This is a genomic window from Gordonia sp. 135 (assembly GCF_009720185.1).
GTDB lineage: Bacteria > Actinomycetota > Actinomycetes > Mycobacteriales > Mycobacteriaceae > Gordonia > Gordonia alkanivorans.
Map to the genome: position 1 here is coordinate 392,946 of NZ_CP046257.1, position 23,805 is coordinate 416,750.

The 23,805-nt window shown below is 67.0% G+C and carries 20 protein-coding genes; 2 read left to right on the top strand and 18 right to left on the bottom strand.

Annotated elements, in window-relative coordinates; all coding sequences use genetic code 11:
- Nucleotides 1–154: 154 nt before the first annotated feature.
- On the bottom strand, nt 155–673 hold the full coding sequence (locus tag GKZ92_RS01700) for an OsmC family protein (RefSeq protein ID WP_035754364.1): 519 nt from the start codon (nt 671–673) through the stop codon (nt 155–157).
- Between the two features lie 396 nt (nt 674–1,069).
- Between GKZ92_RS01700 and GKZ92_RS01705 the strand changes: the two genes are divergently transcribed.
- On the top strand, nt 1,070–2,725 hold the full coding sequence (locus GKZ92_RS01705) for a nuclease-related domain-containing DEAD/DEAH box helicase (RefSeq protein WP_035754366.1): 1,656 nt from the start codon (nt 1,070–1,072) through the stop codon (nt 2,723–2,725).
- Between the two features lie 500 nt (nt 2,726–3,225).
- Nucleotides 3,226–3,816, top strand: coding sequence for a DUF5995 family protein (locus tag GKZ92_RS01710; RefSeq protein WP_230461980.1), 591 nt, complete (start codon nt 3,226–3,228; stop codon nt 3,814–3,816).
- A gap of 59 nt (nt 3,817–3,875) precedes the next feature.
- On the opposite strand, the gene GKZ92_RS01715 is transcribed toward GKZ92_RS01710, so the two are convergent.
- The 17 genes from GKZ92_RS01715 to GKZ92_RS01795 all read right to left on the bottom strand — a co-directional run bounded on the left by GKZ92_RS01715 (nt 3,876) and on the right by GKZ92_RS01795 (nt 23,774).
- On the bottom strand, nt 3,876–4,100 hold the full coding sequence (locus tag GKZ92_RS01715) for an amphi-Trp domain-containing protein (protein ID WP_143933680.1): 225 nt from the start codon (nt 4,098–4,100) through the stop codon (nt 3,876–3,878).
- 48 nt (nt 4,101–4,148) lie between these two features.
- Nucleotides 4,149–5,921, bottom strand: coding sequence for a penicillin-binding transpeptidase domain-containing protein (locus GKZ92_RS01720; protein ID WP_155224937.1), 1,773 nt, complete (start codon nt 5,919–5,921; stop codon nt 4,149–4,151).
- A 100-nt stretch (nt 5,922–6,021) separates the two neighbouring features.
- Nucleotides 6,022–6,951: a serine hydrolase gene (locus GKZ92_RS01725; protein WP_155224938.1), complete on the bottom strand. Its 930-nt coding sequence runs from the start codon at nt 6,949–6,951 to the stop codon at nt 6,022–6,024.
- A complete protein-coding gene (locus GKZ92_RS01730) occupies nt 6,948–7,829 on the bottom strand; it encodes a LysR family transcriptional regulator (RefSeq protein ID WP_155224939.1) in 882 nt (293 codons plus the stop codon). Before GKZ92_RS01730 ends, GKZ92_RS01725 begins: the two co-directional genes overlap by 4 nt.
- A 112-nt stretch (nt 7,830–7,941) precedes the next feature.
- Entirely contained in the window at nt 7,942–9,729 is a 1,788-nt protein-coding gene (gene nuoN, locus GKZ92_RS01735; protein ID WP_035754372.1) for an NADH-quinone oxidoreductase subunit NuoN, read from the bottom strand.
- Complete coding sequence (locus GKZ92_RS01740; RefSeq protein ID WP_042377081.1) at nt 9,726–11,363, bottom strand: NADH-quinone oxidoreductase subunit M; 1,638 nt, start codon at nt 11,361–11,363, stop codon at nt 9,726–9,728. Before GKZ92_RS01740 ends, nuoN begins: the two co-directional genes overlap by 4 nt.
- The gene (nuoL, locus tag GKZ92_RS01745; RefSeq protein ID WP_006358926.1) at nt 11,360–13,273 is read right to left on the bottom strand and encodes an NADH-quinone oxidoreductase subunit L; all 1,914 of its coding nucleotides are present in this window, start codon (nt 13,271–13,273) and stop codon (nt 11,360–11,362) included. The genes GKZ92_RS01740 and nuoL overlap by 4 nt, the downstream gene beginning before the upstream one ends.
- A gap of 10 nt (nt 13,274–13,283) precedes the next feature.
- Nucleotides 13,284–13,583: an NADH-quinone oxidoreductase subunit NuoK gene (nuoK, locus tag GKZ92_RS01750; RefSeq protein ID WP_006358927.1), complete on the bottom strand. Its 300-nt coding sequence runs from the start codon at nt 13,581–13,583 to the stop codon at nt 13,284–13,286.
- Nucleotides 13,580–14,383 carry an NADH-quinone oxidoreductase subunit J gene (locus GKZ92_RS01755; protein WP_006358928.1) on the bottom strand — a complete coding sequence of 268 codons (804 nt, stop codon included), beginning with the start codon at nt 14,381–14,383 and terminating at the stop codon, nt 13,580–13,582. Before GKZ92_RS01755 ends, nuoK begins: the two co-directional genes overlap by 4 nt.
- On the bottom strand, nt 14,380–14,949 hold the full coding sequence (gene nuoI, locus GKZ92_RS01760) for an NADH-quinone oxidoreductase subunit NuoI (RefSeq protein WP_006358929.1): 570 nt from the start codon (nt 14,947–14,949) through the stop codon (nt 14,380–14,382). The genes GKZ92_RS01755 and nuoI overlap by 4 nt, the downstream gene beginning before the upstream one ends.
- Nucleotides 14,942–16,273, bottom strand: a complete 1,332-nt coding sequence (gene nuoH / locus GKZ92_RS01765) for an NADH-quinone oxidoreductase subunit NuoH (protein WP_006358930.1) — start codon at nt 16,271–16,273, stop codon at nt 14,942–14,944. The genes nuoI and nuoH overlap by 8 nt, the downstream gene beginning before the upstream one ends.
- Complete coding sequence (locus tag GKZ92_RS01770) at nt 16,270–18,681, bottom strand: NADH-quinone oxidoreductase subunit G (protein WP_075863545.1); 2,412 nt, start codon at nt 18,679–18,681, stop codon at nt 16,270–16,272. The genes nuoH and GKZ92_RS01770 overlap by 4 nt, the downstream gene beginning before the upstream one ends.
- Nucleotides 18,678–20,729, bottom strand: coding sequence for an NADH-quinone oxidoreductase subunit NuoF (gene nuoF / locus GKZ92_RS01775; RefSeq protein ID WP_155224940.1), 2,052 nt, complete (start codon nt 20,727–20,729; stop codon nt 18,678–18,680). The genes GKZ92_RS01770 and nuoF overlap by 4 nt, the downstream gene beginning before the upstream one ends.
- The gene (gene nuoD / locus GKZ92_RS01780; RefSeq protein ID WP_155224941.1) at nt 20,726–22,087 is read right to left on the bottom strand and encodes an NADH dehydrogenase (quinone) subunit D; all 1,362 of its coding nucleotides are present in this window, start codon (nt 22,085–22,087) and stop codon (nt 20,726–20,728) included. The genes nuoF and nuoD overlap by 4 nt, the downstream gene beginning before the upstream one ends.
- Entirely contained in the window at nt 22,087–22,776 is a 690-nt protein-coding gene (locus GKZ92_RS01785; protein ID WP_006358934.1) for an NADH-quinone oxidoreductase subunit C, read from the bottom strand. Before GKZ92_RS01785 ends, nuoD begins: the two co-directional genes overlap by 1 nt.
- Nucleotides 22,773–23,327, bottom strand: a complete 555-nt coding sequence (locus GKZ92_RS01790; protein WP_035754381.1) for a NuoB/complex I 20 kDa subunit family protein — start codon at nt 23,325–23,327, stop codon at nt 22,773–22,775. Before GKZ92_RS01790 ends, GKZ92_RS01785 begins: the two co-directional genes overlap by 4 nt.
- Before the next feature lie 39 nt (nt 23,328–23,366).
- Complete coding sequence (locus GKZ92_RS01795; protein ID WP_006358936.1) at nt 23,367–23,774, bottom strand: NADH-quinone oxidoreductase subunit A; 408 nt, start codon at nt 23,772–23,774, stop codon at nt 23,367–23,369.
- Nucleotides 23,775–23,805: the final 31 nt, after the last annotated feature.

The following is a 23,805-nucleotide window of genomic DNA, read 5'->3' on the forward strand; positions in this document are numbered from 1 at the left end:
CAATTACAGATTGCGTCTTGTCGCGGAAAGCGGCACCGATCGCAACGTGATCTGGAAGCCACTCAAAGGAACGGTCGGCGAACACGCAGAAGCGCGCTCGCCGAACGTCTTTCAGGTCCCGGCCGAACGGTCGCCGAGCCCGAGGCCGCGGGAACTAGCTCAAGACGATCTCGACCGGCACTGCGCTGCCGAGGGTATGGCCGACGGGAGAGCTCGCCTGAACCTTTGCGTGCAGTTCGTCGAGCTTCTCGCGCGGGGCGTCGGAGTCGATGGTGACGTTCGCGGTGATCGAGTTGAAACCGGCGTGACCTTCGGCGAGGCCGAGGAAGACGCGAAGGTCGATGTCGCCCTTGAGGTCGATGCGGAGATCCTTCAGCTCGACGCCGGCCACCGTGGCGTTGGCGGCGTAACCGACCGCGAGGCAGTTGCCGAGCGCACCGAGGAGCTGCTCGACCGGGTTGGGTGCCGTGTCGCCGCCGCCCAGCGCGGCCGGCTCGTCGGATGCCACCGGCGAGAAGTTGCGGACACGGGCTTCGGAAGCGAACGCGCCATTCCACTGGACGTGAGCAGCCCAGGTCGTCTGAGCCTTGGTGTCGTCGGCCCGGATGGCTTCGACGAGCTGACCGACAACTGCGATGTCGACGTCGTTGAGGCGGGTGGCGGTCTCGGTCATGGTGCTCCTTCGCGAAGAATGTCGATCTTCGCCGAAGCTATCCGGCGACGACGCCGCGATCACCAGTCAGCGTCATCCTGAGCCGAAGTCTTGGCGGCGGTCCGCAACCGGAGCATGATGATCGGCCCGGCCGGTCAGCAGTTGTTCGGTTCGCCGATCTTCACGGCGGAGCGAACGGCCTGGCGCTCCCCGAACGATTGGGCGCGTAGGGGCACCCGCGCCCACCTATGCGTTCAGTTGGTTCGAACGAAGGAATCGAGATCTGCCTGCCGGTCGTGCGGCGGGCATGTCGCGACCGCGCGGTAGCCTGCGGCAAGGCCGGCTACCGACGACACGAGGGTGACCAGTGACTACGGACGACACCCCTGGTGGGGGCTTGGGAAGAAAGATCCCGCCATGCCGAGCGTGATCCCCGAGAACCCGCGGTTCGCGGCGGCGAGCGAGGAAGTCGTCTTCAACGCGCTGAACGAGCAGCTCCTGGACGAGGACCTGCTCGTCGTAGGGCAGCGGGTCACCGACCACTCGAAGGATCACGAGATCGACTTCGTCGTCGCGATCGAGGGCGCCGGGGTCGTGTGTGTCGAGGTCAAGGGCGGCGACGTGTGGCACGACGGCGAGTCGTGGTGGCAGGAGCGCATCGGGCAGGCTCCGAAGCGGATCGACCCGGTCGCACAGGTCAGGGACGGCTGCTACTCGCTGCGTGATTTCGTCGAGCATGATCCCCGGTGGACGCAGGGGCGGGTGCGATGGGATCACGTGGTGGTGTTCCCGCACTCGGAGGTGGATTCCACCTTCGCACTTCCCGAGTGCCCGCGATGGAAGGTCGTCGACCGCACCCAACTCCACCAGCTCATGCCCCTGATCCGGAACGTCCTGCTGAAGAAGGACGTCGAGGTTCCCGGGATCGATGCCGAGGGGATCGGTCGACTTCGACTCGCGCTGAGCGGCAGGGGTTTACCGCAACGAGATGTTGTCGCCCGTGCTCTGGAGAACGAGAGCGTCGCCGACACGCTCACCTCCCACCAGGCAGTGATCCTCCGTGCGATCCATCAGCTCAATCGCGTCGAGGTGCGTGGCGGTGCCGGCAGCGGGAAGACATTCCTTGCCGTCGAACAGGCACGACGCCTTGCGAAGGACGGGCAGAGGGTTGCCCTCGTCTGCTACTCACACGGGCTGGCGTCGTTCCTCCGTCGACTCACCGGCACGTGGAAACACAAGGAACGGCCCGCGTACGTCGGCGAGTTCCACGAGCTGGGCATCGAATGGGGTGCGCCCACCGGCCCCGACGAACAGGAACGAACCCAAGCGGCGCAGGACTTCTGGGAACACACGTTGCCGCAACTGATGGACGAACTCGCACAGGAACTCCCGCCGGGGAAGCGCTTCGACTCGATCGTCGTCGACGAGGCACAGGACTTCGCCGACGACTGGTGGAAACCGATGCTCGCGTGCCTGCGTGACACCGAGTCCGGCGGCATCTACGTGTTCAGCGACGAGGCGCAACGTGTCTTCGCCCGGCAGGGATCGCCGCCGGTGGACCTGGTGCCGCTGGTCCTCGACCATAATCTGCGTAACACCAAACAGATCGCCCAGACCTTCAAACCGCTTGTCGGACAGCGAATGCAGTTACACGGCGGTGATGGTCCGGCGGTGACCTTCGTGCCGTGCACGGCAGCAGAGGCGGTCGACGTCGCCGACGACCAGATCGACCCGTTGCTCGACAAGGGATGGCGTCCCGAGGACATCGCGCTGCTGACCACCGGGAGTCGCCACGCCGAACAGAAGGCGCGCCAGGCCGAGGGCACCAAGGAGTACTGGGAGTCGTTCTGGGACGGCGAGCAGGTCTTCTACGGTCACGTCCTCGGGTTCAAGGGGCTGGAACGGCGCGTCGTGGTGCTGGCGCTCAACGAGACGAAGGCGTGGGACCGGTCTCGCGAACGCCTCTACGTCGGATTGTCGCGGGCCCGTGATGAGTTGGTGGTCTGCGGTGATCCCGAGTTCGTGCGGGAGGTCGGCGGACCCCAGGTCGCCCGACAACTCGGCATCGCCTAACCGACCCGTACAGACGATGGCAGCGGTGAACGACGGCCTTCGACAAGGCAAACAGAAGCCGCCGACCAGGACGTTTGCCCTAATTTGGCACGAGATCGCGCGCCCTATGGGACTTTGGTCCCGAGGATAAGTGGACTTATGGCGTGTGGGTGCCGGGACCTAGTTACCTAAGGCGAGAAGATTTGAGTCCACCGGCTTCACAGCCGTTTGGTTCGGTTGAGAAGCTCCTTACGCTCCGTCGGCATGAATGCCAGACGCGCCCTCTGTGCGGGCCTCGCAGCAGTCGCTGTCCTCGTCGGTGGTGCCGGAGTACTGGCCCCGGCGGCGAACGCTGCTCCCGCGAGTCGCTGTGCCCCCGCCTCGACCCCTGAGACGACGCAGCGGCTCTCGGAACTGACCGATCCGTCCGAGATCAAGACCTTTGACGATGCACGCTCCACGATCAGCGAGACCTGCGTAGTGAGCTCAGCAAGTCGAACAACTATCTCGGCACGTTCCCGATCGCCTTCGACAACATCCTCGAGCTCGTCGGACCCAGCATCGAGTCCGGAATCTACGAGCACCCGGAGTGGGCTTCGGATCTCGCGGTGGAGGTAGTCCGCCTCTACGTCGGGAACCTCCACGAGTACGTCATCGGCGGCAAGCCGCAGGCGCATTGGGCGCAGGCGTTCGCTCTGACCACCGCGTGCGACCGCAGCCCGGGACGGGTCCTGCTCGGGCAGATCTTCGCCCATCTCCTCGTCGACTTCCCGTACGCGCTGGAGAACATCGACACGACCGTCGGCCACACCCGGGACTTCTACACCTTCGGCGGTGCGCTGGTCGACGCCACGCCGGCAATCGTCAAGGACGTCAAGCGCACCTACGGTGTCGACCTCGGGCCGCTCTTCACCGCATGGTTCGTCGGCGACCTGATCGGCGACAGCCAGGCCACGACGCTCCTCTTCCAGTCGACCCGGACCGCTGCACTCGTCAACAGTTTCGGCTTGCAGAATCCGGCAACCCGCGGCGTGACCGTGGCCGAGATCAATGCTCTGTTCCAGACGTCGAACGTCGCCCTCGATGTGATGGAGAAGCTCGGCCAGATCTGACGAAGACGCGGGCCGGTGACAACCCGTCACCGGCCCGCGTCTTGGTCCTGTAGATCCAACTACCAGGAGATCTCGATCTCGATCTCGGATTTGTCCTCGCCGCGCTCGAACTCGACCTTCAGCTTCACCTGCGCCGGGATGTCGATACGCACGGTCTTGTTGTTCTCGACGTACGACACCTCGTTGTGCCGGGCGATCGCATCGGCGAGGTCGTGAAGCCGCTGCGCCGCCTCTTCGCGGGTCAGCGTGGTCCTGGTCTCGTGTTCGAACAGTTCGTCGCTCATGTGTTCATCTGAACCGATCGGGATGCATCGGTCAAGGAAGAAGCCGGACTAGTTGCTCAGCGGCCGCAGGAACTCGCCGCTGACCTGAACTGCGGGCGCCGACGATCCGCCACCGACGACCAGCGTCGCGAAGGCGAGGTCGCCGACGATGCCGGCAAACCAGCCGTGCGGGTTCTTGTTGTCGCCGTACTCAGCCGTCCCGGTCTTGCCGCCCAGGCCAGGGATGTCCTGCAGCGCGGCGGCGGTTCCGCGGGTGACGGTGTCGCGCATCATGCTTCGCAGCGCGCGCACCACATCGTCGGGAATCGGCCGGGGTTCGGTGTCGCCGGTGGTTCCTCGTCCCTCGATGAGCGTCGGGGTGACGGTCTCACCTCGCGCGAGACTCGCCTCGGCCAGTGCCAGGCCGAACGGGCTGACGGTGACCGTGCCCTGGCCGATGCCGTTCTCGACGCGCAGGGCGGGGGTGTCGGCGTTCGGTACGGAACCGGTCACGGTGGTCAGGCCCGGAACGGTGTAGTCGGCGCCGATGCCGAACCGGCGGGCCATCGAGGTCAACGCGTCGGCGGGGAGCTTGTTTGCGAGCGCACCCATGGAGGTGTTGCAGGAGCGCGAGAAAGCCGTTGGTAGGGGGACGGTTCCGAGATCGAATTCGTCCTCGTTGGGGATCGTCCTCCCCTCGATCGTCGTCCGTCCCGGACACGGGACCTGCGATGTCGGCTGCACCCCGCCGGATGCCAGGGCTGCGGCGGTGGTGATGGTCTTGAAGGTCGAGCCCGGCGGATACAACCCGGTGAGGGAGACTGCGCCGGAGCGGTCCGCGGCGTCGTTCTGGGCGACGGCGACGATTCCACCGGTCGAGGGGGTGATCGCGACGATCATCGCGGGGCGTCGTTCCCGGTCGACGGCCCGCTGCGCCTGGGCCTGGATGTCGCGATCGAGCGAGGTGCGGACCGGAGACGTCTCGCCAGGTTGAGCTGAGTCAACGAGATGCGTTGGTGCGCCCTCCTTGTCGACGATTTGGATCGACCAGCCGGCCGTGGCGTCGATCGCGCTTCGCCAGATGTCCTCGAGGCCGGCCATCGCGGGGGAGTGGAGAGCTTTGGTGGCACTGAGGAGCGCGCCCTGCTCGGTGGTCGTGATGCCGGCGATCGACCTGATGCTGCGCTGGACACGTTCGAGATCGCTGTCGCGCAACCTGATCACGGTCTGGCTCGGGGCTTTGTTGCCGTCGAACAGTTTTCGGATGGTTGCCGTGGTGATCGACGGTTCGATCGGCCGGAGCGCGCGCGCCAGTTGACCGGCCGACGCGAGCTGTGCCCGTTCGAGATCGATCAGCGTCACGGCTTGCCATGTCATCAGCGGGCGGGCGTTGGTGTCGAGTACGGGGGTGCGGTAGGCGCGGTCGTCGCTGTAGGAGAAGGATTGTCCGTCGCGGAGCTGCCGGTGCATCACGGAGGGCTGCCACCGCACACGCCAGCCCGAATCGGTCTCGGTGAGGACGACCGACGTCTGATAGGCGGTGTTCCCGTTCCGGATCTGCCACTGGTGGTCGAGAGTCCCGGTGACCTTCTTGTCATCGACGAGGTCGGGGGTGACCGACAGCTTCGGGGTGGAGCCCATGCCCTCGAAGATCGACTTGATGGTGGTGCGCGCGGCGGCCGGGTTGTCGGTGAGTCCGGCGGCCGCGTCGACGTCACCCCGTTGGAGTGCCTCCGCGAACGACCGCAGGGTGTCCTCAGGCGAGTCCTTCGTGAGGAGACACCCCGACAACGTGCCGACCAGAACCGCGAGAACGCTCAGGATCACCAACCACCGACGCATGTGGTCAGACAACCGACCGGAGTGCCCCGATGCAAAGTCACAACGCGCGATCAAGCGATAGCGAACCAGTATCGGCCCAGATCACACCGGATGGACGGCGTCATTCCCGAGGAATGCGGAGCTCCGTGACGACGGTCCGGGCCAGCTCGCCGATCGCGCGGTCGACTTGCGGCAATGCAGGCTCCGACCGTGCACTCCTGGTGAAGACCGCAACGGCCACCGGGAGCTCGCCGGGGAACTCGACGACGCCGACCTCGTTGCGGATCGCGACCAGAGTGCCCGTCTTGCCCGCGACCGTGACCCGTCGGAACGGAAAGCCCGACGCCAGTCGGGAGGTGAAGACCTGACGACGCATGGTGTTCCTGATGAACGCGCACATCTCGGCCGACGCCGCGCGGTCGGTCCACACGGCGGTCAGGACCGTCGAGCAGTCCCGGGGCGTGGACGAACTCGTATAGGCGGCGTCGTAGGCGCTCACCGTGGTGTCGCTGTCCGGGTCGGCGAGTGCGGCGAAAGCCTCTGCCACCGTGCTCGTTCCGGTCTCGCGCTGGAGTCTTTCGTGCAGTTCTGCGACCCCTCCGACGATGCGCGTGCTCGTGGCACCGAGGCCGATGAGGTCCTCTCGGACGCGGTCGAGCCCGATCTCGTCGAGGAGGACGTCGGCGGCCACGTTGTCGGAGACGGTCATCATCGAGGTGGCGAGATCGCGTCGGCTCAGGGTGATCGGGTCGCGCAGCGCGGCCAGGCCCGTCGGTCCCTGCGCCCACCGGGTGGGATCGACGGTCACCGGCGAGGTCAGGTCGATCTCTCCGCGATCTGCGCTGCGGCACAACGAGATCAGGACAGCGAGCTTGTAGACCGATGCCAGAACGACCGGTGCGTCGGCGTCGTAGGAGTAGCTGATCTGGGGCGAGCCGATCGTCGTCGCATGAAGCCAGCCGGAACAGCCGGCGTCGGCGAGGATCTCGGCGACGTTGCGGTCGATCCGATCTCTCACGTGGGCAGGCAGCTCACCCGGGCCGACGGTCACCCGGTCGCCTTGCTGATCTTCCACAGTGCGGCCGTCGCCACGTCGGCCACCTCGCCGAGCGCAGACTCCCGGTAGACGACGCGGAGTCGCAGTGCTGTTGCGTCACGCCCGATGGGCAGGCAGCTTATGGAGTCCAGCGATGCAAGGCGTTGCGCGTCGGCGGTCAGACCGAAGGCTCCGCTGCCGGCGACGGCGGCCACCAGGTGTTCGGACGACGAGATGGGCAGAATGCGTGGATCGAGCCCGGATTCGCGGAGGCGGTCGATCAGCTGATCATGTGCGGGTGGATTCGCCGCGCGCGATTGGTGGCAGAGGTCGAGTCCGGCCAGTTGTCGCAACCGCGGACGCACCGTGGTGGTCACCGGATGGTTTGCGGGTACGACCACGTGGCGCCGAAACACGACGATCGGACCGGTGGTGAGAGTGCCAGTGACACAGGGAGCGTCGACGATCGCGAGGTCGAGCGTGCCCGCGGATACCTGCTCGACCAGACTCACCGCAGTTGCGCTCAGCATCTCCTGGCCGGAGGACACGTCACCGAGACGTTGTGCGACTGCCGCAATCGCCGCGGCACCGGCGAGAGGCACTGCACCCCAACGCAGCACCTCGGATCCGTCGTGAAGGTGTCGGGCTTCACCGAGGAACCGCGCTGCGTCGTCGATGAGAAGACGTGCGCGGGGCAGCAGGTCGCGGCCCGCGTCGGTGAGTTCGGCGCCGCGGGAGGTGCGTCGGATCAGCTGGACCCCGAGCTCCTTCTCCAGGCGTCTCAGCCCCTGCGACACCGGTGGCTGCGTCATCTCCAGCCGAGCAGCCGCGTCCCCGAAGTGGCCTTCCTCGGCGACGGCGACGAAGAACCGCAGGTGCCTGACGAGATTCACGGGTTCCAGGATGGCACGGCGGCGTCGACCGGCCTCGCAACCCACCCCTTTTCCGTATACCCACCCCGTCGAGCGGGGGCGGGTATACGGAAAAGGGGAGAGGCTGCGACGGTCAGCGCAGGAACGTCGCGGCCGCGTCGGCGAGGTCGAGCAGCGGTTGCGGGAAGATGCCGAGTACGACGGTGGCCAGGGTGCAGATCGCGATGCCCGTGGTGGTGAGGATGCTCGGCTTCACGACGTGCGGTGCGTCGTGGGTGGGGACGTCGTCGAAGAACATGGCGACGATGATGCGGATGTAGACGTAGGCGGCGATCGCGCTGCTGATGACGCCGATGACCACCAGGACTCCGCCGCCGTTGCCGGCGACTGCGGCGAAGACGTCGAATTTGGCGATGAAACCGCTTGTCAGCGGGATGCCCGCGAAGGACAGCAGGTAGACCGCGAACATGGCGCCGACCAAGGGGTACCGACGGCCGAGACCCGACCACTGGGTGAGGTCGGTGGCCTCGCGGCCGGACAAGTGCGGGTTGCGGACCGTCGCCGCGGTGCCGTGGATCGCGGCCGTGCGTGCCGAAGTGCTGGTATCCGAAGTTGTCGTGTCACAGTCGGGTTCGCGGATCACCGCCACCATGGCGAAGGCGCCGAGCGTCGTGAACGCGTAGGCCGCCAGGTAGAAGAGCGTTGCGCCGAGACCGGCGTCGTCGAAGGCGATCAGGCCGAGCAGGATGAAACCGGCGTGCGCGATCGACGAGTAGGCGAGCATGCGCTTGATGTCGTTCTGGGTCACCGCCATCACCGACGCGATGACCATCGACGCTATCGCCACTGCCCACAGCGCCGGCTCCCATTGATCGCGCAGCGCACCGAAACCGACGTAGAAGACGCGCAGTAGCGCACCGAATGCGGCGACCTTGGTCGCCGATGCCATGAACGCGGTGACCGGGGTCGGGGCGCCCTGGTAGACGTCGGGAATCCAGGAATGGAACGGAACCGCACCGACTTTGAACAACAGCCCGACGGCCAGCATCGCGAGCCCGATCAGCGCCAGCGTGGTGTCGCCGCCGGTACCGGCGACATCGGTGAGCGACGCTCCGATCGTCGACAGGTTCAGCGAGCCGGTCGCGCCGTAGACGAATGCCGCACCGAACAGGAAGAAGGCCGACGAGAAGGCGCCCAGCAGGAAGTACTTGAGCGACGCCTCCTGCGAGATGAGCCGACGACGCCGCGCCAGTCCGCACAGCAGGTAGAGCGGCAGCGAGAAGACCTCCAGCGCAATGAACATGGTGAGCAGATCGCCGCAGGCGGGGAACAGCATCATGCCGCCGACCGCGAGAAGGGCCAGCGGGAACACCTCGGTCGTCACGGCCCCGGCACGGGTCGCCTCGAACTCGGCGTCGGTGTTGGGCACCGACGCACCGGACGGCGTGAACATGTCCGCGTCTACTCCACCGCCGTTCAGACCTGTCCTGCCGGACTGATCGTCGCCGACCTCGGCGCCGGCGAGAGTACGCATGGTGACCGGCGCGACGACCCGCTCGAGCCGCCGTTCGGCCATGAAACCCACCGCGATGATCGCGATGATCAGCAGGAGTCCCTGCAGATACAGTGTCGGGCGGTCCATCACGACGGCCCCCGACATCGCGAACTGACCGTTCGCGCCGTCCGCGGTCTGTGCGGTTGTGACGGTGGCCAGCGCGGCGAGAGCGACGACGAGGCCGCCCAGCGAAAGTGCCAGTTGCAGTGCGTACCTCAACCTGCGCGGGGCAAAGGCTTCGACGAGGACCCCGATGACTCCCGCACTGAACACGATCAGCATGGGGGACAGCGCCGCATACTCGACGCTCGGGGCTTCGATCGCGGCCAGCGGCGTCGTGCTCAGGGCGACGAGAGACGTGGTCATCGGTGAGCCTCCGCGACAGGGGTCGAGCCGGCGGGCCGGTCATGGGCGGGGTCCGCCACCGCGGGTTCGGGATCGGTGACCCCGACCGTCGTCAGCGTGCTCTGCACGGCCGGATCGATCAGGTCGATCATCGGCTTGGGATAGACCCCCAGGGCGATGAGCAGGGCGAGAAGCGGGACGACGACGGCCAGCTCGCGGCCGGCGAGGTCGCGTATCGGCGTCGACCGCTCGTCGTCGGGCCTGGCCGGTCCGCCCATCATCCGCTGGTAGGTCCACAGGATGTAGATGGCGGAGAGCACCAAGGCCGAGCACGCGAGGACGGCCGCGATCGGGTAGCGCGTGAATGTGCCGATGAGGACCAGGAACTCGCTGATGAACGGGGCGAGTCCGGGCAGCGACAGGGTCGCGAGACCCGCGACGAGGAAGGTCCCGGCCAGGACCGGGGCGACCTTCTGGACACCGCCGTAGTCGGCGATCAGGCGACTGCCCCGCTGCGACACCAGGAACCCCGCGATGAGGAACAGTGCGGCCGTGGAGAGTCCGTGGTTGACCATGTACAGCGCCGATCCGGTCTGTCCCTGATCGGTCAACACGAAGATGCCGAGGATGATGAAACCGAAGTGGGAGATGGACGTGTAGGCGATCAGGCGCATGACGTCGGTCTGACCGATCGCCAGGATCGCGCCGTAGATGATGCTCACGACCGCGAGCCCGCAGATCAACGGGGCGAAGTACTGGCTGGCATCCGGGAACAGCTGCAGGCAGAACCTCAGCATTGCGAAGGTCCCCACCTTGTCGATGACGGCCATCATGAGCACCGCAGAGGTCGGGGTGGCGGCGACCGCGGCATCGGGAAGCCACGAATGCAACGGCCAGAGCGGGGCTTTCACCGCGAACGCGAACATGAAGCCGAGGAACAACAGTTTCGCGAGACCGGTGGTGTCGTCGATCTGTCCGCTCGACACCGCGGCCACGATGTCTCCCAGTGCGAAGGTCCCGCCGCCATCGGCCCCGACGCCGTTCTGTGCGGACACCACATACAGGCCGACCACCGCCGCGAGCAGGAGCAGACCGCCGAACAGGTTGTACAGCAGGAACTTCACCGCCGCACCGGAGCGGTTGGGGCCGGTGCCGAAGCCGCCGATGAGGAAGTACATCGGGATGAGCATGGCTTCGAAGAAGATGTAGAACAGCAGGATGTCCAGGGCGACGAAGCTCATCAGCACCATCGCCTCGGTCGCGAGGAACAGCGCGAGATAGATGTGCGGGCCCTTCTGTGCCCGTCCACCCGAATGGTCCAGGGAACCGTCGGAGTCGGCGTCGTGCCAGCCGGCCAGCAGTAGCAACGGCAGGAGAGCTGCGGTCAGCAGGATGAGGACCAATCCGATTCCGTCCAGCCCCAACGCATACCGGGTCCCCAGGGCCGGAATCCAGCTCACGTCCTCGGTGAACTGGTATCGCTGCCCGGCAGGATCGAAACCGACCGCGAGACCGACGGCCAGGACGAGAACACCGACGGTGACCGCGAAGGCGAACCAGCGGGCCACCGCGGGACGGCTCGCGGGAATCGCGAGGACCAGGGCCGCGCCCACCGCGGGGGCCAGCCAGAGGATCGTCAGCCAGGGGATGTTCACAGCACGTTCACCGCCATCACGAGTGCGACGATCAGGGTCGTCCCGGCGAACATCGACAGCGCGTAGGACCGTACATAACCGTTCTGCCACCCGCGTATTCGGCGTGATGCGCGGGTCACGGTCTCGCCGACCCCGCTCGTCAGCCCGTCGACACCGTCGGATTCCACGGCGACCAGGCCGGCGGTGACGCGCTGCCCGGGACGCATCAGTAGTTCCTCGTTGATCGTGTCGCCGTACAGATCGCGTCGTGCTGCGACGGTCAGCACCGACACGTCCTCGGGTGCGACGACGGGAACCGGCCGGGTGGCGTACTGCCGGTAGGCGATCGCGACGCCGACCGCCACGACCAGAAGGATGATCGCGGTCATCGCCCAGACCGGGATCAGGTGGTGGGCGGTGTGTTCGCCGACCACCGGTTCGAGCCAGCGCTCGAGCGAACCGCCGATCGCGAGCAGGCCACCGGAAGCCACCGAACCCAGTGCGATCAGGACCATCGGCCCGGTCATCACCCGGGGTGACTCGTCCGGGTGCGGTGCGGGGGCATCGGTGCCGTCGTGCCAGCGCTTCTCGCCGAAGAAGGTCAGCAGCATCACGCGGGTCATGTAGAACGCGGTGATGCCCGCGCCGAGAAGCGCTGCACCACCGAGGATCAGACCCTTCGCGCCGCCCGCGCCGAAGGCGGCCTCGATGATGTGGTCCTTGGAGTAGAAGCCCGCGAACGGTGGGACACCGATGATCGCGAGGTAGCCGACCCCGAACGTCACGAAGGTGACGGGCATGAGTGTGCGGAGTCCGCCGTACCGTCGCATGTCGGTCTCGTCGTTCATCCCGTGCATCACCGATCCGGCGCCGAGGAACAGACCGGCCTTGAAGAAGCCGTGGGTGAGGAGGTGCAGGATCGCGAATGCGTAACCGGCCGGGCCGAGGCCGGCGGCGAGCACCATGTATCCGATCTGGCTCATCGTCGACGCCGCGAGCGCCTTCTTGATGTCGTCCTTGGCGCAACCGATGATCGCGCCGAACAGCAGCGTCACGGCACCGACGACCACGACCCCGACCTGGGCGGTGGGTGCCAGGTCGAAGATGGGGCCGGAGCGCACGATCAGGTACACGCCGGCGGTCACCATCGTCGCCGCGTGGATCAGCGCGGACACCGGGGTCGGACCCTCCATGGCGTCACCGAGCCACGACTGCAGCGGTACCTGGGCCGACTTGCCGCAGGCGGCGAGCAGGAGCACGAAACCCAGTGCGGTGAGGGTTCCTTCGCCGGCCTGGGGAGCGCCGTCGAAGACCGCGGTGAACGCCACCGACCCGAAGGTCGCGAACATGATCATCAGTGCGACGGCCAGCCCGATGTCGCCGACGCGGTTGACCACGAAGGCCTTCTTGGCCGCGGTCGCCGCGGTCGGCTTGTACTGCCAGAAGCCGATCAGCAGGTACGACGCGAGGCCCACGCCCTCCCAACCGAGGTACAGGCCGAGATAGTTGTCGGCGAGGACGAGGACGAGCATCGCTGCGAGAAACAGGTTGAGGTAGCCGAAGAATCGTCGACGGTCGGGGTCGTCGGCCATGTAGCCGATCGAGTAGACGTGGATCAGCGATCCGACGCCGGTGATGAGCAGGACGAAGCACATGGACAACTGGTCCAGGCGGAAACCGAAGTCCACCTGTAGTTCTCCCACCGGAACCCAGCTGAAAAGGGTGTCGGTCACGCCGCGGTCGTCGGCGGGACGAGACACCATCCCGGCGAACATCACCAGCCCGACCACGAACGATGCGATCGCCGCGGCGGTACCGAGCAGATGACCCCAGCGGTCGGTGGTCCGACCACCGAGGAGGAGGATCACCGCACCGGCGAGCGGGAGCGCGGGGACCAACCAGAGCAGTGACGCGGTCAGTTCGGCGTTCACCAATCCTCCTCTACCGCTTCAGCAGATCCGCGTCGTCGACCGACGCCGAGCGGCGCGATCGGAAGATGGTCATGATGATGGCGAGCCCGACGACCACTTCGGCCGCGGCGACGACCATCGTGAAGAAGGCGATCACCTGCCCGTCGAAGGACTGGTTCATCCGGGCGAAGGTGACAAAGGCGAGATTCGCGGCGTTGAGCATGAGTTCGATGCACATGAACACGACGATCGCGTTGCGTCGCAGCAGCACTCCGGCGGCCCCGATGGTGAACAGCAGTGCCGCGAGGTAGAGGTAGTTCTCCGGATTCATGATCGAGCCCCACCCGGGTTCTCCGGAGCCTGCGGATTTTTCTGGCGCAGGGTGCGGGCGGCCAGGATGGCGTTCACCGAGAGGTCGGAGGGACTGCCGTCGGGCAGTCGTGCCGGGACGTCGACCGCGTTGTGCCGGGCGTAGACACCGGGACTCGGGAGCGGGGTGATGTTGATGCCGCTGCGGAATCGCGCCTGCGACAGCTCCTTCTGGGTGAGGCGTGGACCGAACTTCTCCCGGTGGGCCAGCACCATCGCGCCGAGGGTCGCGGCGATGAGCAGTGCCCCGGTGAGCTCGAACGCCCAGAGATACCGGACGAAGATGAGCTCGGCGATGGCCTCGATACCGTAGTCGCTGTCGTCGGCCAGGGCGCCGGGGGCGGTCGCGCCGGTGGTGACCGCGATGGTGGCGTTGCCTATCCCGGCGATCAGCAGGACGCCGAACCCGACACCGATGATCATCGCGGCGACTCGTTGCCCTCTCAGGGTCTCTTTCAGGGAGTCGGAGGAGTCGACGCCGATGAGCATGAGCACGAAGAGGAACAGCATCATCACCGCGCCGGTGTAGACGACCACCTGCACCACGCCGAGGAACAGCGCACCCTGTGCCACGTAGAAGACCGCGAGGACGATCATCGTGGTGGCCAGGAAGATCGCCGAGTACACGGCCTTGGTGGCGAAGACGACGCCGAGCGCGCCGGCCACCGCGATCACTCCGAGCACCCAGAACTGCACGGCCTCACCGGTCGAGGTGCGAATCACCTCGTCGGCCAGTGTCGTGGTCATCGGCCCGGGCGTCATGGTCGCGGCTCCCGGGCACCCTCGCGAACCGTCGGTGTCGGGAGCGGCGTCACCCGGCCGTCGGAGGTGACCTCACCGCGGTAGTAGTTCTCCTCGGTCGAACCGGGCGCCATGGCGTGCGGTGGTGGTTCGACGTCCGGTGCCAGTGGCGCCAGCAGTCGGTCCTTCTCGTAGATGAGGTCGGCTCGGTTGTCGTCGGCGAGCTCGTAGTCGTTGGTCATCGTCAGGGCACGGGTCGGACAGGCTTCGATGCAGAGTCCGCAGCCGATGCAACGCAGATAGTTGATCTGATAGACGCGGCCGTACCGCTCACCGGGCGAGTACCGTTCGTCCGGGGTGTTGTCGGCCCCTTCGACGTAGATGGCATCGGCCGGACACGCCCACGCGCACAGCTCGCAGCCGATGCACTTCTCCAGGCCGTCGGGATGACGGTTGAGTTGGTGCCGACCGTGATAGCGAGGCGCGGTCGGCCGCTTCTCCTCGGGATACTGCTCGGTGATGCTCGGCTGGAACATGCCACCGAAGGTGACGCGTAATCCACTGACCGGTTTGAGGAAATCAGGCATCGGTGGTCTCCCTGCTCGGCGTCTGATCGGCGGGAAGGGGCGGCTCGGGATCGATACGGACGGGCTGGGATCTGGAATCCGTCGACGGCATGGGCGGTACGGGGAACCCTCCGGCCATGGGATCGAACTCGGCCGGGCTCTCCGGTTCGGCCGGGGCCTCCGGCAGATCCGGTACCCGCATCATCCGCCAGATCGCGTAGGCGATCAGTGCCGTCACCGCGAGACCTGCGCCCGCAGAGACGAGCGGCCGGATGAGGCCTGCGTCGTCGCCGATGGAGGCGCGGATGATCGCCACGACCATCACCCACGTCAGCGAGATCGGGATGAGCACCTTCCAGCCCAGGTTCATGAACTGGTCGTAACGCAACCGCGGCAGGCTGGTCCGGAGCCAGATGAACACGAACAGGAACGCCCAGACCTTGATGGTGAACCAGAGGACGGGCCACCAACCGGAGTTCGCCCAGTCGAAGGCACTCAGCGGCCACGGCGCCTGCCAACCCCCCAGGAACATCGTGGTGGCCAGGGCCGAGACCGTCACCATGTTGATGTACTCGGCGAGCATGAACATCGCGAACTTCAGCGACGAGTACTCCGTGTGGAAGCCGCCGACCAGCTCGCCCTCGGCCTCGGGCAGGTCGAAGGGAGCGCGGTTGGTCTCGCCGACCATGGAGATCGCATAGATCACGAACGACGGGAGCAACAGCAGGAAATACCAATGATGCTCCTGCGCCGCAACGATTCCCGAGGTCGACATCGTCCCGGCATCGAGGAACACCGCCGCGAACGTGAGTCCCATCGCGATCTCGTAGGAGATCACCTGGGCGGTGGAACGGAGTCCGCCGAGAAGGGGATAGGTCGAGCCGGATGACCAACCGGCCAGCACGATTCCGTACACGCCGACCGAGGTCACGGCGAGGACATAGAGCACCCCGACCGGCAGATCGGTGAGCTGCAACGGGGTTTCGTGGCCGAACACCGACACCATCGGCCCGAACGGGATCACCGCGAACGCCATCACCGCGGGCACTACCGCGATGATCGGTGCGAGGAGGTAGATCACCCTGTCGACGCCGGACGGGATGATGCCCTCCTTCAGTGCGAGTTTCACACCGTCGGCGAGACTCTGGAGAATTCCGCGAGGCCCGACGCGGTTGGGTCCGATCCGGGTCTGCATGCGCGCCATGATCTTGCGCTCGAGCAGGATCGCGACCAGCGGGTTGACGACGAGGAACGCGAAGACGGCGACAGCCTTGACGACGATGAGCCAGATGGGGTCGTGGCCGAAGTCGGCGAGGTCGGGGAAATCGGTGGCGAGAGTTGTCATCGAACACCTCCGGCGACGTCCGCCGACGAGGCCGGCGACAGCGCGACGAGATCGCCCGCCCGGGCCCGGAGGTCGGCGTGCACTCGCGAGCAGGGAGAGTTGAGCGGGACCCACACGACGCGGTCGGGCATCTCGGCATACTCGACGGGCAAAGCGATCTCCCCGTCGGCGGTGCTGATCCGCACGCGACCGCCGACCGCGACCCCGGCTTCGGCGGCGGTCGTCGGAGACATGCGCGCAACCGGCGGGCGTGCGGTCCCGGCGAGGTGCGGCTCACCGTCCTGCAGACGCCCCAGGTCGAGCAGCATGTGCCACGTGGCGAGCACGGCCTGGCCGGACTCCGGTGCGCGTTGGGGACGCTCATGGGCGACGACGGCCGGGCGTTCACCCGACCACGCTCCGATGCGGCGCAGGTCCATGTGGATGGTCTGCGGTCCATCGCAGCGCAGTTCGACGCCCAGCCGCCGTGCGAGTGCGTCCAGGACCCGATGGTCGGGAATCTGTCCCGACTCGGTCAGCGCGGCGGTGAAACTGCGCGGACGGCCCTCCCAGTCGACGAACGTGCCCTCCTTCTCGGCGACCGTCCCCACCGGGAACACCACGTCGGCATGCGGCGTCACCGTCGACTGCCGCTGTTCGAGACTCACGACGAAGGGTGCGGCGGCCAGTGCGTCCTGCGCGGCCGCGGGATCGGGGAGATCATCGAGGTCGACGCCGGCGACGATCAGCGAGAGTCCGTGGTAGCGGGCCGCATCGAGGATTCCGGTGGTGTCCCGACCGGGCAGCGTCGGGATGCCGGGGCCCCACACCTCCGACACCGCGCCGCGCGCCGCGCTGTCGGTGATCGGCCGACCGCCCGGCAACAGCCCGGCGAGCGCGCCGACCTCGAGTGCGCCCCGCTCACCGGCCCGGCGCGGGATCCAGGCGATCCGCGCGCCGGTGCGATCAGCGAGGTCGGCGACCGCCCGCAGTCCCCCCGGAACCCCGGCCAGTCGCTCCCCGACAATGATCACCGAACCCGCTTCGCGCAGATGGTCGGTCACCTCGTCGGAGGCGAGGATCTCCGTCTCTGCGCCCGGCGTGGTGGGGAACAGTCGCGCATCGAGCTTCTGTGCGCCGCGGCTCGCGAACGGGGCCAGGGTGGCCACCCGCTGCCGGTTCGTCCGCACCGCCCGGCGAAGACGCAGGAAGACGATCGGGGACTCCTCCTCGGGTTCGAAACCCGCGAGGAGTACCGCCGGGGCGGCGGACAGATCGTCGTAGGTGGTGTCGAGACCGCGCCCGGCCACCCGGCTCGCAAGGAAGGACGCCTCTTCGGTGCTGTGAACCCGGGCACGGAAGTCGATGTCGTCCGACTTCAGGACTGTTCGGGCGAACCGTGCGTAGGCGTAGGCGTCCTCCACGGTGAGGCGTCCACCGGCGAGGACGCCGACGTTGCCGATGGCCGTCGAGAGTCCCGCGGCGGCAACGCGGATGGCGTCGGCCCACGACGCCTCCCGCAGTTCGCCGTGCCGGTCGCGGATCAGCGGAGACGTCAGGCGGTCGGCCTCGGTCGCATAGGCGAAGGCCCACCGTCCCTTGTCGCAGTTCCACTCGGAGTTGACCTCGGGGTCGTCGCCGGCGAGGCGTCGGAGCACCTTGCCTCGCCGATGATCGGTGCGCTGGGCGCATCCGCTCGCGCAGTGCTCGCACACGCTCGGCGTCGAGACGAGGTCGAAGGGCCGTGCACGGAAACGGTATTGAGCGCCGGTCAGCGCGCCGACCGGGCAGATCTGGACGGTGTTGCCGGAGAAGTACGAGTCGAAGGGTTCGTCGGAGTAGATGCTGACCTGTTGCAGCGCACCGCGATCCGCCAGTTCGATGAGTGGATCGCCGGCGACCTGTGTGGAGAACCGCGTGCACCGGGCGCACAGTACGCATCGCTCCCGGTCGAGCAGGACCTCCGAGGACAGCGGGACCGGCTTGGTGAACGTGCGTTTGACGCCGTCGAACCGGGACTCGCTGCGACCGGCCGACATGGCCTGGTTCTGCAGCGGGCACTCGCCGCCCTTGTCGCACACCGGACAGTCGAGCGGATGGTTGATCAGCAGCAGCTCCATCACGCCGCGCTGCGCGTCCGCGGCGATCTGCGAACTGAGCTGTGTCCGGACGACCATTCCGTCGGTGGCCGTGGTGGTGCACGATGCCAGGGGCTTTCGCTGACCCTCGACCTCGACGAGGCACTGGCGGCAGGCGCCGACCGGGTCGAGCAGCGGGTGATCGCAGAAGCGGGGGATGGTGATGCCGATCTGTTCGGCGGCGCGGATCAGCAAGGTGCCCTTGGGTACCCGGAGCTCGACGCCGTCGATGGTGATGCCGACCAGGTTGTCGGCCTGGGTCGCCGGATCACTGCCGTGTGTGAGGGTCATCGGGCGTCTCCCATCGGCTCGGAACCCAGGACGGTCGACAGCGAGTGGTCGAACGGGCAACCGTGATCGAGATGGGCGAGGTATTCGTCGCGGAAGTACTCGAGCGAGGACACGATCGGACTGCCCGCACCGTCGCCGAGCGCGCAGAACGACTTTCCGACGACGCTGTTGGTGACATCGGAGAGAGTGTCGAGGTCGGCGGCGGTGCCGCCCTCGTGCTCGAGCCGATGGAGTAGTTGCACCAGCCAGTAGGTGCCCTCCCGGCACGGCGTGCACTTGCCGCACGACTCGTGCGCGTAGAACTCGGTCCAGCGCAGCACCGCACCGACGACACAGGTCGTCTCGTCGAAGATCTGGAGAGCCTTGGTGCCCAGCATCGATCCCGCGGCGCCGACGCCCTCGTAGTCGAGTGGGACGTCGAGGTGATCCGGCGTCAGCAGCGGCGTCGACGACCCGCCCGGGGTCCAGAACTTGAGTTCGTGTCCGGCGCGGACGCCGCCGGCGCGTTCGAGCAGTTGCCGGAGGGTGATTCCGAGAGGTGCCTCGTACTGGCCTGGATGAGTGACGTGGCCGGACAGGGAGTACAGAGTGAACCCCGGTGACTTCTCGGTGCCCATGGACCGGAACCAGTCGACGCCGTTCCGGATGATCGGCGGCACGCTCGCGATCGATTCGACGTTGTTGACCACGGTCGGGCTGGCGTAGAGGCCGGCGACCGCCGGGAAGGGCGGGCGGAGGCGCGGCTGGCCCCGACGGCCCTCGAGTGAGTCGAGGAGCGCCGTCTCCTCACCGCAGATGTACGCACCCGCGCCGGCGTGCACCACGAGCTCGAGATCGAAGCCCGAGCCCAGGATGTCTTTCCCGAGACAGCCTGCGGCATAGGCCTCGTCCACGGCGGTACGCAGACGGCGCAGGACCGAGGCGACCTCCCCGCGGACGTAGATGAACGCGTGGTGCGCGCGGATCGCATACGCGGCGATGACGACCCCCTCGACGAGGGTGTGCGGCGTCGCGAGCATGAGGGGCATGTCCTTGCAGGTACCGGGCTCGGATTCGTCGGCGTTGACCACGAGGTAGTGCGGAATCGAGGGCTCGGCGCCGGGGGACTTCTCCTGCGGGATGAAGGACCACTTCATCCCGACCGGGAAGCCGGCGCCGCCGCGCCCCCGGAGGCCGGAAGCCTTGACCATCTCGATGACGTCGTCGGGTGGGGTGTCGAGCGCGGTGCGCAGGCCGCGGTATCCGTTGTGGCGCAGGTAGTTCGTCAGGGACCAGGACTCGGGTTCGTCCCAATGCCGGGACAGCACCGGGGTGTCCGGGGGTTCGGGTTCAGCAGGTTCGCTGGTCGTCTGGTCCGTCGGGATGTGGGGGTCGGCCGGCGAGGGCGCGGCCCCGGCGAGCTCGAGCTCGGTCCGACGGAAGGAGCACACGCTCCCGGTGCCGCGGGCGGGCTCGACCGAGACGCCGGCGCGGAGGTCCTCGATGAGTTCGATCGTCGACTCCGGGGTCTGGTTGTCGAAGAACTCCCAGTTCACCATCACCACCGGCGCGAAATCGCAGGCGGCATTGCACTCGACGTGTTCGACCGTGATGCGTTCGTCCGCGGTGGTGTCCCCGGGCCGGACACCGAGGTGGTCGCAGACCGCGCGGAGGATGTCGTCGCCGCCGAGAGTGGCGCAGAGCGTGTTGGTGCACACCCCGACGAGGTATTCACCGGTCGGTGAGCGGCGGTACATCGAGTAGAAGGTGGCCACCGACGCGACCTGGGCGGCGGTCAGATCGAGCTGCGCCGCACAGAATTCGACGCCGGCGCGGGTGATGTAGCCGTCCTCGGACTGCACCAGATGAAGCAGGGGGAGAAGGGCCGACCGCGACTGCGGGTAGCGCGCGATGACCGGTGCCGCCTGCTCGGCGAGACGTTCGGTGACCTCGGCCGTGTACGCCGACGGGCCGCCGAAGGTGATGGTCGGCGCCGGGGTGCCGGGGACCGGCGCGGCGTCCTCGGTGGGCGGTGAGGTGGAGAGCTCCACGAACACGGGATCGGTCATCGGTCCACGCCTCCCATCACCGGGTCGATACTGGCGACGGCCGTGATCACGTCGGCGACCATGCCGCCCTCGCACATCGCCGCCACCGCTTGCAGATTCGTGAACGACGGATCGCGGAAGTGGACCCGATAGGGTCGGGTGCCGCCGTCGCTGACCAGGTGGACGCCGAGCTCGCCGCGTGGGGACTCGACCGCGACGTAGCACTGTCCGGCCGGCACCCGCATGCCCTCGGTGACCAGCTTGAAGTGATGGATCAGCGCCTCCATCGACGTCCCCATGATCCTGGCGATGTGTTCGGGGGAGTTGCCGAGACCGTCGGGACCGAGGGCCAGATCGGCCGGCCAGGCCAGTTTGCGATCCGCGACCATGACCGGGCCGGGCCGGAGCCTCTCCAGGCACTGTTCGACGATGCGAATCGACTCGCGCATCTCCTTGGCGCGGATCAGGTAGCGGCCGTAGGAGTCACAGGTGTCGGTGGTGATGACGTCGAAGTCGTAGGTCTCGTACCCGCAGTACGGCTGCGTCTTCCGCAGATCATGCGGATAACCGGTCGACCGCAGCACCGGTCCGGTGATGCCGAGAGCCATGCAGCCCGTCAGGTCGAGATAACCGACGCTCTGGGTGCGCGCCTTCCAGATGTAGTTGTCGGTCAGCAGATCTCCGAGCTCGTCCAAGCGGCCGGGCAGTTGGGCGACAACCTCGGCGACCTGTTCCGGCCCGTCGGGCGGCAGATCCTGCGCGACGCCGCCGGGTCGGATGTAGGCGTGGTTCATCCTCAGGCCGGTGATGAGCTCGAAGAGGTCGAGGATCAGTTCTCGCTCGCGGAAACCGAGGAACATCGCGGTGACGGCGCCGAGCTCCATTCCGCCGGTGGCCAGGGCCACGAGGTGGCTGCTGATCCGGTTCAGCTCCATCAGCATGACGCGGATGACGGTGGCCCGCTCCGGGACGTCGTCGGTGATCCCGAGGAGCTTCTCGACGCCCAGGCAGTAGGCGGTCTCGTTGAAGAACGGTGACAGATAGTCCATCCGGGTCACGAACGTGACGCCCTGCGTCCAGTTGCGATACTCGAGGTTCTTCTCGATCCCGGTGTGCAGGTAGCCGATTCCGCAGCGCGCCTCGGTGACCGTCTCACCCTCGATCTCCAGGATGAGCCGCAGCACGCCGTGCGTCGACGGGTGTTGGGGGCCCATGTTCACGACGATGCGCTCGTCGCCGGGTTGCTGTTCGGCGCGGGTGCGGACGTCGGAGACGATGGAGTCCCAGTCCTGTCCGGAGACGGTGTAGGTGCGGGTCGGGGTCTCCTCGCGTGGCCTCGTGGAACGGGGTTTCGACGATCCGGTGGCTGTGTCGGTCATCAGCTGTACGACCTCCTCCGGTCCGGTGGGTCGACGCGGGTTCCCTTGTACTCGATGGGCACTCCGCCGAGCGGATAGTCCTTGCGCTGCGGATGGCCTTCCCAGTCGTCGGGCATCTCGATACGCGTCAGTGATCGGTGGCCGTCGAAGACGATGCCGAAGAAGTCGTAGGTCTCGCGCTCGTGCCAGTCGTTGGTGGGGTAGATGTCGCAGAGGCTCGGGATGTGCGGATCGGTGTCGGGTGCCGACACCTCGAGGCGCAGGCGCCGGTTGTGGGTCAGGGAGGCGAGGGGATAGACGGCGTGCAGTTCCCGGTCGGTGTCGCCGGGATAGTGGACCCCGTTGACGCCCAGGCACAGTTCGAAGCGCAATCCGGGTGCGTTGCGGAGGGTCAGCGCGACGGCGGGGAGGTGCTCTCGCGCGACGTGGACGGTCATCTCGTCGCGGAAGACGACCACTTTCTCGACCGCGGCGTCGTAGGAGTCGCCGAGTTCGGCCTCCAGGAGATCGGCGATCTCGTCGAAGTAGCTGCCGTAGGGTCGAGAAGAGCTGGGCGGCAGGGTGATCGGATCGATCAGACCCCCGTATCCGGAGGTGTCGCCGGTGCCCGGTGCGCCGAACAGTCCGTGGCGGACGCCGATGACCTCGGGATCGGGCGGTTTCGGGTCGGGCATGCCCAGGTCGGTCATCGCAGCAGCCCCTTCATCTCGATGGTCGGAGTCGCCTGCAGGGCAGCGCGTTCCGCTGCCCAGATGGCCTCCTCGCGATTCACGCCGAGCGGCATCTCCTGGATCTTCTCGTGCAGCTTGAGGATCGCGTTCAGCAACATCTCGGGACGAGGAGGACAGCCCGGGAGGTAGATGTCGACGGGCACGACGTGGTCGACGCCCTGGACGATCGCGTAGTTGTTGAACATCCCGCCGGACGATGCACAGACCCCCATCGCCAGAACCCATTTGGGTTCGGGCATCTGGTCGTAGATCTGCCGGAGCACCGGCGCCATCTTCTGGCTGACGCGGCCGGCGACGATCATGAGGTCGGCCTGCCGCGGAGACGCACGGAAGGCCTCCATGCCGAATCGGGCGAGGTCGTAGCGACCCGACGTGGTGGACATCATCTCTATTGCGCAGCAGGCGAGTCCGAAGGTGGCCGGCCACAGCGAACCCTTGCGCATGAAGCCGGCGAGATCTTCGACGGTGCTCAGCAGGAAACCGCTGGGGAGCCGTTCCTCGAGTCCCATGACTGACCTCCTTACAGACGGTGACCGGGTGAAAAGTCCTCAGTCCCAGCTCAGTCCGCCACGACGCCATTCATAGGCGTAGGCGACCGAGACGTTGACGATGAACAAGAGCATGGCCGCGAGGCCGAACCAGCCGAAGGAGTCGAAGGCGACGGCCCAGGGGTAGAGGAAGACGATCTCGATGTCGAAGATGATGAACAGCATCGCGGTGAGGTAGTACTTGACCGGCACCCGCTGGATCGGGCCGCTGAACGTGGGGCCCTCGCCCCCGCGACGGGAGGCGGGAGTCAGAAGACTCTGGCCGACCGGCTCGATGCCACACTCGTACGCCTCGAGTTTGGCGCGGTTGTACCGTTTCGGGCCGATCGCGATACCGATGAAGACGCTGAAAACGGCAAACGCCACGCCGATTGCCCCGAGGATCATGATCGGGACGTAGGCGTTCAAAGCGTGGACTCCTCCTCGCTCCGGGCGGCCG

Bases quoted from the DNA above. Each gene is read 5' to 3' on its own strand.
- GKZ92_RS01715 (WP_143933680.1), bottom strand. From the start codon at position 4,100: ATGAGCGACGAACTGTTCGAACACGAGACCAGGACCACGCTGACCCGC.
- nuoH (WP_006358930.1), bottom strand. From the start codon at position 16,273: ATGACAACTCTCGCCACCGATTTCCCCGACCTCGCCGACTTCGGCCAC.
- GKZ92_RS01755 (WP_006358928.1), bottom strand. From the start codon at position 14,383: ATGACGCCCGGGCCGATGACCACGACACTGGCCGACGAGGTGATTCGC.
- nuoD (WP_155224941.1), bottom strand. From the start codon at position 22,087: ATGACCGACACAGCCACCGGATCGTCGAAACCCCGTTCCACGAGGCCA.
- GKZ92_RS01790 (WP_035754381.1), bottom strand. From the start codon at position 23,327: ATGGGACTCGAGGAACGGCTCCCCAGCGGTTTCCTGCTGAGCACCGTC.
- nuoK (WP_006358927.1), bottom strand. From the start codon at position 13,583: ATGAATCCGGAGAACTACCTCTACCTCGCGGCACTGCTGTTCACCATC.
- GKZ92_RS01770 (WP_075863545.1), bottom strand. From the start codon at position 18,681: ATGACCCTCACACACGGCAGTGATCCGGCGACCCAGGCCGACAACCTG.
- nuoN (WP_035754372.1), bottom strand. From the start codon at position 9,729: ATGACCACGTCTCTCGTCGCCCTGAGCACGACGCCGCTGGCCGCGATC.
- nuoF (WP_155224940.1), bottom strand. From the start codon at position 20,729: ATGACCGATCCCGTGTTCGTGGAGCTCTCCACCTCACCGCCCACCGAG.
- GKZ92_RS01705 (WP_035754366.1), top strand. From the start codon at position 1,070: ATGCCGAGCGTGATCCCCGAGAACCCGCGGTTCGCGGCGGCGAGCGAG.
- GKZ92_RS01785 (WP_006358934.1), bottom strand. From the start codon at position 22,776: ATGACCGACCTGGGCATGCCCGACCCGAAACCGCCCGATCCCGAGGTC.
- GKZ92_RS01720 (WP_155224937.1), bottom strand. From the start codon at position 5,921: ATGCGTCGGTGGTTGGTGATCCTGAGCGTTCTCGCGGTTCTGGTCGGC.
- nuoI (WP_006358929.1), bottom strand. From the start codon at position 14,949: ATGCCTGATTTCCTCAAACCGGTCAGTGGATTACGCGTCACCTTCGGT.
- GKZ92_RS01700 (WP_035754364.1), bottom strand. From the start codon at position 673: ATGACCGAGACCGCCACCCGCCTCAACGACGTCGACATCGCAGTTGTC.